The 9,690-nt window shown below is 56.5% G+C and carries 10 protein-coding genes; 3 read left to right on the forward strand and 7 right to left on the reverse strand.

The features are described 5' to 3' along the window. Positions 1–52 precede the first annotated feature (52 nt). The 3 genes from Q371_RS15720 (at position 53) to Q371_RS15730 (ending at position 3,228) form a co-directional block, all read left to right on the forward strand. Entirely contained in the window at positions 53–1,303 is a 1,251-nt protein-coding gene (locus Q371_RS15720; protein ID WP_157442747.1) for a glycoside hydrolase family 32 protein, read from the forward strand. A gap of 177 nt (positions 1,304–1,480) precedes the next feature. Next, on the forward strand, positions 1,481–2,455 hold the full coding sequence (locus Q371_RS15725; protein ID WP_157442748.1) for an ABC transporter substrate-binding protein: 975 nt from the start codon (positions 1,481–1,483) through the stop codon (positions 2,453–2,455). Further along, a complete protein-coding gene (locus Q371_RS15730) occupies positions 2,452–3,228 on the forward strand; it encodes a siderophore-interacting protein (RefSeq protein ID WP_034341987.1) in 777 nt (258 codons plus the stop codon). Before Q371_RS15725 ends, Q371_RS15730 begins: the two co-directional genes overlap by 4 nt. A 178-nt stretch (positions 3,229–3,406) precedes the next feature. Here Q371_RS15730 and Q371_RS15735 read toward each other — a convergent pair whose 3' ends face one another. The 7 genes from Q371_RS15735 to Q371_RS15765 form a co-directional block, all read right to left on the reverse strand. After that, positions 3,407–3,925 (reverse strand): DinB family protein, encoded by a 519-nt coding sequence (locus Q371_RS15735; protein ID WP_034341988.1) that lies wholly within the window; start codon positions 3,923–3,925, stop codon positions 3,407–3,409. Between the two features lie 55 nt (positions 3,926–3,980). Then, positions 3,981–4,751 carry a carboxypeptidase-like regulatory domain-containing protein gene (locus Q371_RS15740; protein ID WP_034341989.1) on the reverse strand — a complete coding sequence of 257 codons (771 nt, stop codon included), beginning with the start codon at positions 4,749–4,751 and terminating at the stop codon, positions 3,981–3,983. Between the two features lie 87 nt (positions 4,752–4,838). After that, positions 4,839–5,780 (reverse strand): CPBP family intramembrane glutamic endopeptidase, encoded by a 942-nt coding sequence (locus Q371_RS15745; protein ID WP_034341990.1) that lies wholly within the window; start codon positions 5,778–5,780, stop codon positions 4,839–4,841. 110 nt (positions 5,781–5,890) lie between these two features. Next, positions 5,891–6,682: an ABC transporter ATP-binding protein gene (locus Q371_RS15750; RefSeq protein ID WP_034341991.1), complete on the reverse strand. Its 792-nt coding sequence runs from the start codon at positions 6,680–6,682 to the stop codon at positions 5,891–5,893. Positions 6,683–6,694: 12 nt separating this feature from the next. Beyond that, positions 6,695–7,588, reverse strand: a complete 894-nt coding sequence (locus tag Q371_RS15755; protein WP_034341992.1) for an ABC transporter substrate-binding protein — start codon at positions 7,586–7,588, stop codon at positions 6,695–6,697. A 12-nt stretch (positions 7,589–7,600) separates the two neighbouring features. After that, entirely contained in the window at positions 7,601–8,581 is a 981-nt protein-coding gene (locus Q371_RS15760; RefSeq protein WP_034341993.1) for a FecCD family ABC transporter permease, read from the reverse strand. After that, positions 8,578–9,573 carry a FecCD family ABC transporter permease gene (locus Q371_RS15765; RefSeq protein ID WP_034341994.1) on the reverse strand — a complete coding sequence of 332 codons (996 nt, stop codon included), beginning with the start codon at positions 9,571–9,573 and terminating at the stop codon, positions 8,578–8,580. Before Q371_RS15765 ends, Q371_RS15760 begins: the two co-directional genes overlap by 4 nt. Positions 9,574–9,690: the final 117 nt, after the last annotated feature.

Consider the following 9,690-nt stretch of genomic DNA (forward strand, 5'->3'; position numbering starts at 1 on the left):
GGGAATTCTGGCTGGAGGAGCAGAATCCACACAGAACATCAGGAGGGGAAACATGCAGTCTGAGAGGTCAGCGTCCATGGCGGAACCCAAATACCACGCGGTTTTTTCACACCCTCTGGACACGCGTCCTCTGGTGGCCCGCATTCAGGGAGAGCACCTGTGTTTTCACCAGACATCAGACCAGATGGGCTGGGAGATTTACGGCAGCCCTGACCTGATCCGTTGGCGCAAAAAAACAGACCGGATGGAGGCCCGCACCCCCCAGAGGCTCTGGTCTGGGGCAGCTTTCGAGCATGAGGGGCAGGCGCATGTGCTCGGGGTGTCGATCCAGCACCAGAGGTCGGTGGTCTCTTTGCATGTGCGGCAACCTGACGGGCATTGGAACCTGCTTTCGTCTCCCAGTTTCTTGTGGGTGGCCCGCTCACCTGCTCCCACACTGATCACAGGGCCTTGCATTTACACCGAATGGGACCAGATCTATTGCCTGATGACGGCAGTGTTCCCCTCGGGGAGGGTGGCTTTTGTGGCGTACCGCATGCACACCCCGGACCATTGGGTGTCCACAGGAGAACTCTACGTTTTGCCCGAGCAGGACACGCAAGATTTGCATTACAATCCCTGTTTGCTGGAAGTGGATGGGGTGCATGTGCTCTTGTACCATTCGCCGGGGACACGCACCACCTATGCCTTGCTGGGTTCTTTTCGTGAGGGTCGGTTTTTGTGGGAGCACTCGCAGGTGTTGCAGGTGGGGGAGCCCCTCAGGCAACCTGTGGTGGTTTCCTCGCGTGGACAGCAAATGCTTCAGGGCTGGATGGCCTCTCTGGAGGGGCATCTGACGCTTTCTTTGCCTGCCCGTCTGGAGGTGCAGGAGGGGACCTTGCAGGTGTTGCCTGCGGTGTATCCGGGGTATCTGGACCGTTACGCCTCCTATGAAAATGCCCCCATCCACCATCAACCCACTGTGTTTTTGCTGCTCAAACAGGCGTATTTGTTGCGGATGCAACTTCCTGAAGATGGGGGCATGGTTCGGGTGCGCCTTCATTGCACCTCTCCAGCAGAATCGGGTGTTCTTGTGGAGTTTGACCTTCAGCAGCAAGAAGTGCGGGTCAACCAGCATCGGGGTCCTCTGGCAGGTCGGGATGTGTGGTTTTTTGTGGATGGCCGTTGGATCGAGGTGTTCTCAGGGACGCAGGTGATGGTGGTGGATGTGGGACAGGTCGGTGCAGGCAGTTTTGTGTCGCTGGAAAAACCCTCTGGCAAAGAAATGGCCCAATTCTCCCTGTACGAATACCGAAATGTGTGATGTTCAGGGCCACACGTAATTCCGAGTTGACAGCTCGGGATTGATCTTCTATAGTGGCAACGTAAATCCGACCACACCACTCAGGTATGAGGGGTGGATGGTTTTGTTCTCCACAATCCTGCTCTCCTGAACCAGCATTTTCATGCTGGAAGGCCCCCTTTTTTCCAGAGGACCCCCATGTTGCACAAAAGCCTGAAATCCGTTCTGCTCACCCTGCCCCTGCTCTTTGGTGCTGCTCTGGCCCAGAGCACCGTCACCCTCAAACACGACGAAGGCACCACCGTGGTTCCCAAAAACCCCAAACGGGTGGTGGTGATCAGCGAAGAAATGCTGGACATCGCTTTCGCCCTCAAACTCAATGTGATCGGGGTGGGTTCGCCACGCATCCAGCCCTCTGATGTGGGCGCAAACGGCAAAGTCAACATCAAGAACCTCGACAAGACCTTTTTCCGTTTTGGCAACATGAACAACGTGACCTACGTGGGCAACTGGATGACCCCCAACATGGAAACCCTGATGGCACTCAAGCCCGATTTGATCATCCGTCTGTACTGGCAGGGCCTCGGGGATTACCAGAAACTCAGCCAGATTGCCCCCACCGTGTCTTTCAGCACCGACCGTACAGACGGCTGGAAATCCGCGATGACCGAGCTTTCCAAGCTGGGCGGCAAAGAAGCCCGAGCCAAACAGTTCCTGAACGACTACAACCGCAAAGTCAAAGACGCCAAAAACCAACTGCAAAAAGCCGGGGTGTTCAAGAAGTACAGCAAATTCATGGTGGTGTGCAGCTTCGCCTCGGGCACCGACTACCTGTACACCGGAAACCGCGTGGCCAACGTGATGCGGGCTCTGGGCTTCACCTACAACTTCCCAGAGGGCATCAAAGACGATGGCGGACTGGTGGGCGTGTACGCGCTTTCCAAAGAAACCCTTGTGAAAGTGCCTGCGGATACGCTGGTCATCCATGTGCCCTTCACCAACGGGGTTTCAGACACCATCGAGAGCGTCAAAGAGAGCCAGAACCTGCTCAAGCAGTCCAAAGGGCATCTGGTGAATTACATCTACCCGGCTTACAGCCCGTGGCTTGGCCCCAACACCGACCGCCAGATGGTTCAGGACCTCAGTGACGCCATCCTCAAATCGGTGAAATGATGCGCCTGTGGGACCTCCGGGTGGTGCAAGTGAAAGGTGTGCAGCACCTCACCCCCAGAATGCGCAGGATCACCCTGCACGGACCAGAGCTGGAAAACTTCCACTCTGGCACCCACCTGAAACTCCTGATTCCTCCCTGCGGGGTCACCCCAGAGTGGCCCACCCAGGATGAAACGGGCAAACCCCTCTGGCCGAAAGAAGGTGTGCGTCCCACCATGCGCACCTACACCCTGAGGCATTACCGTCCAGAGCAGCAAGAAATTGACATCGACATGGTCTTGCATGGCAAAGGCATCGCTTCACAGTGGGCAGAGGGGGCAAAGGTGGGGGAAACCGTGGGCATCATCCCTCCGGGCAAAGGGAGCACTTACGTTCAGCTTGCTCCCCACTACCTCTTGGCCGGAGACCACTGCACCTTGCCTGCCCTGATGGTCACGCTGGAAAGCCTGCCAGAGGGATCCAGCGCCGAAGTCTTCATGCTTGTGCCAGACGCGCAGGAAATCCAGCCTGTTCAAACCAGAGCGGATGTGCAGATCCACTGGTTTTTGCAAAACAAAGGCCAGACCCAGCAAGATGTGATCGAACAGGTCAAAAGGGCCTCCTTTCCAGAAGGCACTTTCTTTTGGGTTGCAGGAGAATCCACGCTGGTCAAAGCCCTCCGTGAACATGGTCTGCAAAAAGGCCTGACCCCTGAACGGGCTTACGTGCTCGGGTACTGGAAGCAGGACATGAACGAAACGCGTTACAGCACCGAACTTCGTTACGACCTTTGAAGCATGTGACAGCAGGATTGCAGGGCCATGTTGGTTTATCAGTTTACAGTTCAAAGTTTACAGTTCACAGCGGGCAACGCAGAGCATCTGCTTGCTGTGAACTGTAAACGGTTTACTTTTCTGAGCAAGGATCTGAAAGCATAACCCCTCCTCGTCTCCTTGCCTCAGAAGCAAAAATTCAACGGGCCATCAAGAACGCATAATCCAGAGATGGAGGTTGATGGCCCAGCAAACGGATCATTTGCACCATCTGGGCGGTGTGGCGCACTTCGTGTTGCATGACATGCCAGAGGACTTCTTCTGCGCTCATGGTTTCGGGTCTGTCGTCAAACGTTTTGATGCGGGTTTCGGTGTCTGCAAGGGACATCAACTCGGGCCAGCGTTGCAAGGTGTCGGATTCCACGGCCTCCCAGTAAGACAAAAGTTCTTCCAGAGGCTGGTGTTCGTGATGCCAGTACTGGTCTGCAGAACGGATTTCAGGTCCCAGAGCATCGTAAACGGGGGTTTGTTTCAGCATGTCCTGCCTGAACCAAGCGTCTTCCACAATGGCCACATGGAACACCAGATCCTTGAGGCACCGTGGACCATCGCCTGGAAGGGTGGCTCTGGAAAGCTCCTCATCGGAAAGGCTGCGCAGGCTGTCCCACAACAGACGGCGGGCTTTGGTCAAGTACGTGTAAAACATTTCTGGATTCATGGTTTATTGTAAGGAACAATTTTTCGAAAGTCCATCCAGTCCAGAGCACTCTGGTTCATTTCCCCTGACATTCCTGCAAGATGTCCGGGCAGTCGTCGTCGCTGACCTCCAGAAACATCACAGGTCTCAGGGAATAGAAATCCTTCCAGAACCCGCCCCGGAAAGCTTTCTGGTAAGCCGGAGAAGGCCCACCACTCACCGCTTTTCTCACAAACAAAGTCTTGCCGTCCAGAGCAACCGTCACATCGTAGGTGCCATACATCACGTTTTTCACGATGTACCCGTCTCCGGTGCTGACCAGTTTGGCCTCGATGGTTTTGCCTTTGGTGCCGTTTGCAAGGGTGCCGACAGGTTTCAGGGTGACTTTCAGTCGCTCCACCTCGGGGTAGAAGCCCAGAGCCATCCGCACGTTCACCATCCCGAGGTTGCCGTAGGTGGTGTCGGCAGGTTTGAAGACAAAATTGCGCACCCCTCCCACGTTTCCGGCCACCACCTGATCGTTTTGAGGGATCAGGTCAATTTCGATGCGTTCACCTTCATATTTGAGCAGCAATTTGGCGGTGATGTTCCAGGTGCCCAGAGGTTGCCGCACATCCAGACGGTATTCCCCTTTGGCGTTGGTGTAACCGATGGCGTTGGTGTTGTAATACAGGGTGTTGTCGGCAATGATTTGTGCGCCTGCGATCGGTTTTCCAGAGGCATCCACCACTTTTCCGGTCACGAAGCCTTTGCTGGCTTTTTGCTGTGCAGTGGGGGTTTTGGTGCTCTGGGCGTTCAGGGGCAGGGCAAACAGGGCAAGTCCAATCCACAGGTGTGTGTTTTTCATGGGTCCATCCTTTTCATGCAGCAGGGTTCCTGCTTTGATGGATGCACTTTAAAAGGTGGCCCATGATTGGAGCATGGTTGATGCCCTTCAGGCATGGACGTGTTTTGGCGTGTTCACCAGAGGCTTCCCATCCTCTTCAATGCCCCATTTGTTCAGGACGGCTCTGGGACGGCTGGACAGGTTCTCTGAACCGTATTTTTTCAGCAGGAACACAGCGATGGCCCATGGGATCAGGCTGTAAGCGGTCTGGGCCAGCATGTTGCCTGTGGACAGCACCAGATAAGACTGCAAGGTGTTTCCCAGACCGTGCAGCAGAGCGATCAAGAAGACACTGCGGGTGGTGTTGTACAGGAAGGTGTTCACATGGGTCCATCCGATGGTGGTCATCACCAGAGCGGCCAGCAACGACAGGTTCGCCATGATGGGCATGTCACGGTTGAAGTACAGCATGAAAGGAAAGTGCCACACCGCCCACCAGACCCCCAGCACCCACGAGGCTTTTTCCGCAGACATGCTGCGTTGCAGGCAAGGCAGCGCAAAGCCCCTCCAGCCGACCTCCTCGGCAAAACCGGTGAACACCACCATGTACAGCAGGAAAAAGGGAAAGCTGCTCCATTGCAAAAGCGGTTTGAGCCCTTGAACGCCACCAAGCAGTCCCAACAGCAAGCTGAGCCCAGCCATGCACAGAGGAATCAGCAGCACCAGTGCGTAATGCTTTGCAGAAACCCGCCAGAGCAAACTCCTCTGGATCAGGTTTTGCACGGCTTCCCCTCCACCAAGGGCAAAAGTGACCCACAGGGCAGCGATCAGGGGACCTGCCCCCAGCCTGAACAGCAGGTAGGGCAGCATCCCATCCATCTGTGCAGCAGGTTGCAACAGGGACACAAAATGCTGAAAGTTCGCTTCGTTGCCGAGAGTCAGGTTGCTCTGGTGGGCCAGCATCAGGGCTGGAATTTGAAAAACCCAGGTGATCAGCAAGGCCAGCACAAAGAAGGCCACCAGAGGGGAGCGCCGGATCAGGGTGTTCATGCCTGCATCCTACTGCGACTTGGGTCACATTTTAAGGGCCGAACGTCAGGTGCAAAAGGTGACAAATGTCAGCTCTGGGATGGGGTCCCTGCCTGTTCAAACCCACCGCTTCAGACCATCCGTGAAATGCCGTAAGGAATGATGTGCGGTTTCCCTGTATCTGGGTCCTCGATGATGTGGGCTTTCAGGCCGAACACCTCGTGCAGAAGCTGGTGGGTCATGATCTGTGCAGGGTCGCCCTGACTGTGCACCTTGCCGTCTTTGACCACCACAATTTGCGTGCTGTAACGGATCGCCTGATTCAGGTCATGGAGCACCATCAGGATGGTTTTGCTCTGGTCGCGGTTCAAGCGACCCACCAATTGCAGCACCTCCAACTGGTGGCTGAGGTCCAGATAGGTGGTCGGTTCATCCAGCAACAGCAAAGGGGTGCCTTGAGCCAGACTCATGGCGATCCATGCCCGTTGCCTCTGGCCCCCCGAGAGGTTTTCCAGAGGGGTCTTGGCAAAAATGGTCATGCCGGTCTGGGCGATGGCCCACTGCACCAGTTCCTGATCTTCTTTGCTTCGACCAGAGAGCAGTTTCTGGTGGGGGTGCCTGCCAAACCACACCAGTTCTTCCACGGTCAGACCTTCAGGCGCGGTGGGGCTCTGGGGCAGGATGGCGAGTTTCTGGGCGACCTGTTTGGTGGGCAGTTTCTGGATGTCTTTGCCGTCCAGCAGCACACTGCCTTTTTGCGGAGGCAACAGGCGGGCCAGCGATTTGAGCAGGGTGCTTTTTCCGCTGCCGTTGGGTCCAATCAGGCTGATGACCCCCCCAGAACGGAGGTCCACCGAGAGGTCTTCGATGATGGCTTTGTTGCCGTAAGACAGGTGCAGGTTTTTGGTGCTGAGGTCGCTCAAGGGAGGTGTCCTTTATTTGCTGTCAAAGATGCGGTTCAGGTCATCAAGCACCTTGTTGGCAGCAAGAATGCCGATGCCCAGGAACCAGTGGTCGTCGTTGACTTCTCTGACCCGGCCATTTTTCACCGCAGAGAGGTTTTTCCAGAGGGGGCTTTGCAGGTAATCTTTCATGGAGGTGGCTTCCTGTGGGCCGTAAGCACTGTAGAAAAGGTACTGTCCGTCCATCAGGGGAATGCTTTCCGGGGTGGCCACGTCCATGAATCCAGCTTTGTTCTGGCTTTTGGGACGGGGCAACTTCACATCACTCAGGATGGTCCCGATGAAGTTGTCTTTCAGCATGATGCGGGTCTGACCGGGCACAAAACGCACAATGCTGATGGTGGTTTGCACCCGTGCTTTTTTGAGCTGGCTCTGGATTTGCAAAATGCGCTGGTTGTACTTGTTCATCAGCAACTGGTACTGTTTCATTTTCCCGAGCGCCTGCGCATTCAGTTTGAGGTTGTCTTTCCAGACCACCCCCACGGTTTCGGCCATCACCGTGGGGGCAATTCTGGAAAGCTGGTTGTAGATGGCCCCATGGCGAAGTTTGCTGCTCAGGATCAGGTCGGGCTTGAGGGCCAGGATTTTTTCCAGGTTGGGTTCGGCAATGGTGCCCACAGCAACGATGCCGTCTGTGCGGTCTTTCAGGTAGGAAGGAAAGCCACCCACCGCTTGCACCGCACCCACAGGTTTGATGCCAAGGGCCAGAGCACTGTCCAGTTCTCCGGTGTCCAGCACCACCAGACGTTTGACACTCTGGGGCACGCAGGTTTCACCCATGGCATGCTGGATCAAACGACCAGAGCAGGTCTGGGCCTGAGCAATGGAAAGCAGGGACAGGGCGACAAGGGCAAAGGGTTTTTTCATTTTCAGATCTCCTCAGCGGTTTTTCTTCAGCAGGTACAGGAAGTAAGGGGCACCGATCAAAGTCGTGAGCAGACCTGCTGGAATCTCGATGGGGGGCAAAATGCTGCGCCCGAGGGTGTCTGCACCAATCACCAGCAGGGCACCCAGCAGCATGCTGACCGGCAAACTGTTCTGGTGTTGGGGTCCCACCATCAGGCGGGCCATGTGGGGGGCCACCAGACCCACAAACCCGAGCAGACCGGCTCCAGTTACGGCAGCAGCAGCGAGACCCACAGCCACCGTGAGCAGCACCAGACGCATCCGTTCCAGACGCACACCCAGACTGATCGCATTGTCATCGCCAAGGTTCAGGAGGTTGGCGTAACGGCTCAGGAGCAAAGCGAGGGGCAGCAGAACAGCAGCCCAAGGCAGCAGGCGGTAGAAACGGATGTAATCTGCCCCGTAAATGGTGCCACTCAGGAAGGTGAGGGCCTGCCCCACCCCGTCCGGGGCACGCACCAGAATCAGTTGCTCTGCACTGCCCAGAGCTGCACCCACCGCAATGCCCACCAGAGCAAGGCGGTTTGGGCTGACCTGCCCATTCATGCGGGACAGCAGGTAAGTGAGGGCAAACCCGACCCATGCCCCTGCAAAAGCCCCCCACGGCAAAAGCCATGAAGGTGAGGCAGGCAACACCAGCAACACCAGCACAGCAGCCAGAGCTGCACCTGCATTCACCCCGATCACGTCCGGGGCAGCCAGAGGGTTGCGGATCACCCCTTGCAGCAGGGTTCCAGAAGCCGCAAACATCGCTCCGGTCAGGGCAGCAGTGAGGATCCTCGGGAGGCGCAGTTCCAGCACGATGCGGCTGTAAAGCTCTTCGGCCTGTCCGGTGAAACTGTGAAAGACCTCCAGCACCGGAACTGGAACGGTCCCGAGTCCGAGGGCCACCACTCCGAGCAGCACCATCAGGAGGGTCAGTCCAATCAGGTACAAAGAAGTGCGGGCGGTCATGAAGCCATCCTTTTGACACTGCGGGCCAGATAGATGAAAAACGGTGCACCAATGGCGGAAATCAGGATGCCCACCGGGGTTTCTGCTGGGAAGTCAATCAGCCTTGCAGCCACATCTGCAAGGGTCACAAGTGTCGCCCCGAGGACCGCTGCCACCGGAACCACCATCAGGTGGTTCACCCCCACCAGTTTGCGGGTGATGTGGGGAATCATCAGTCCCACAAAGCTGATCGGACCGCACACACTGACTGCGCTGGCAGCCAGCAGAACAGCCAGCAGGGTCAGCATCAACTGGTTCAAACGGGTTTTGATGCCCAGTCCAGTGGCGAGTTCTTCGCCAAGAGCCAGCAGATTCAGACGGTTGGCATAAATGAAGGTCAGGATGCCACCCACCAGCACCCACGGCCAGAGCATGTGGAATTGTTCCCAGTTGCGCCCAGCAATGCTGCCCGCCAGATTGAACATCACCCCTTGCGCTTGCTGCTCGAACAGGATTTTCAAGCTGCTGGCGGCAGAAGTGAACAGGGCACTGGCTGCCACCCCTGCCAGAGCCAGCTTTAAAGGTGAAAACCCCACACTGCTGGTCAGTCCAAACACCAGCAAAGCCGCCAGAAGTCCACCCAGAAAGCCAAAAGGCACATACAGGAAGGCGGGCAGGGCAGGGAAGAAAACCACCATCAAAAGCAAAGCCAGTGCAGCCCCGGCATTCACGCCCAGCAGTCCCGGACTGGCCAGAGGGTTGCGGGTCACGCATTGCAGAATCGTTCCAGACAGGGCCAGTGCGATTCCAGCCAGCACACCGACCAGTGCTCTGGGCAGGCGCAGGGTGTGCACGATCAGGCTGTTTTGTTCGTCTGAGGGTTGAAACACCAGAGACCACACTTCCATCAAAGGAATGCGCGCAGCCCCAATGCTGACGGAAAGGGCGAAGCTGAAAGCCAAAAGCAGCAGGCTGAGCAGCAGGATCAGGGTGAATCTGGGGGTCTCTGGCATAACTGACAATTCCGACCGAAATGGTCAACTTAGAGAGTTTAAGGCTCGACCAGAGCAGGTGTCAAGGGTGGAGAAGGCAGAAGGCAGAAGGCAGAAGGCAGAAGGCAGAAGGCAGAA

This window comes from Deinococcus misasensis DSM 22328, from assembly GCF_000745915.1.
Classification (GTDB): domain Bacteria; phylum Deinococcota; class Deinococci; order Deinococcales; family Deinococcaceae; genus Deinococcus_C; species Deinococcus_C misasensis.

What these genes read in the sequence shown, in the direction of transcription:
- Q371_RS15745 (WP_034341990.1), bottom strand. Translation starts at nt 5,780, where the DNA reads ATGAACACCCTGATCCGGCGCTCCCCTCTGGTGGCCTTCTTTGTGCTG.
- Q371_RS15740 (WP_034341989.1), bottom strand. Translation starts at nt 4,751, where the DNA reads ATGAAAAACACACACCTGTGGATTGGACTTGCCCTGTTTGCCCTGCCC.
- Q371_RS15755 (WP_034341992.1), bottom strand. Translation starts at nt 7,588, where the DNA reads ATGAAAAAACCCTTTGCCCTTGTCGCCCTGTCCCTGCTTTCCATTGCT.
- Q371_RS15730 (WP_034341987.1), top strand. Translation starts at nt 2,452, where the DNA reads ATGATGCGCCTGTGGGACCTCCGGGTGGTGCAAGTGAAAGGTGTGCAG.
- Q371_RS15725 (WP_157442748.1), top strand. Translation starts at nt 1,481, where the DNA reads ATGTTGCACAAAAGCCTGAAATCCGTTCTGCTCACCCTGCCCCTGCTC.
- Q371_RS15720 (WP_157442747.1), top strand. Translation starts at nt 53, where the DNA reads ATGCAGTCTGAGAGGTCAGCGTCCATGGCGGAACCCAAATACCACGCG.
- Q371_RS15760 (WP_034341993.1), bottom strand. Translation starts at nt 8,581, where the DNA reads ATGACCGCCCGCACTTCTTTGTACCTGATTGGACTGACCCTCCTGATG.
- Q371_RS15765 (WP_034341994.1), bottom strand. Translation starts at nt 9,573, where the DNA reads ATGCCAGAGACCCCCAGATTCACCCTGATCCTGCTGCTCAGCCTGCTG.
- Q371_RS15735 (WP_034341988.1), bottom strand. Translation starts at nt 3,925, where the DNA reads ATGAATCCAGAAATGTTTTACACGTACTTGACCAAAGCCCGCCGTCTG.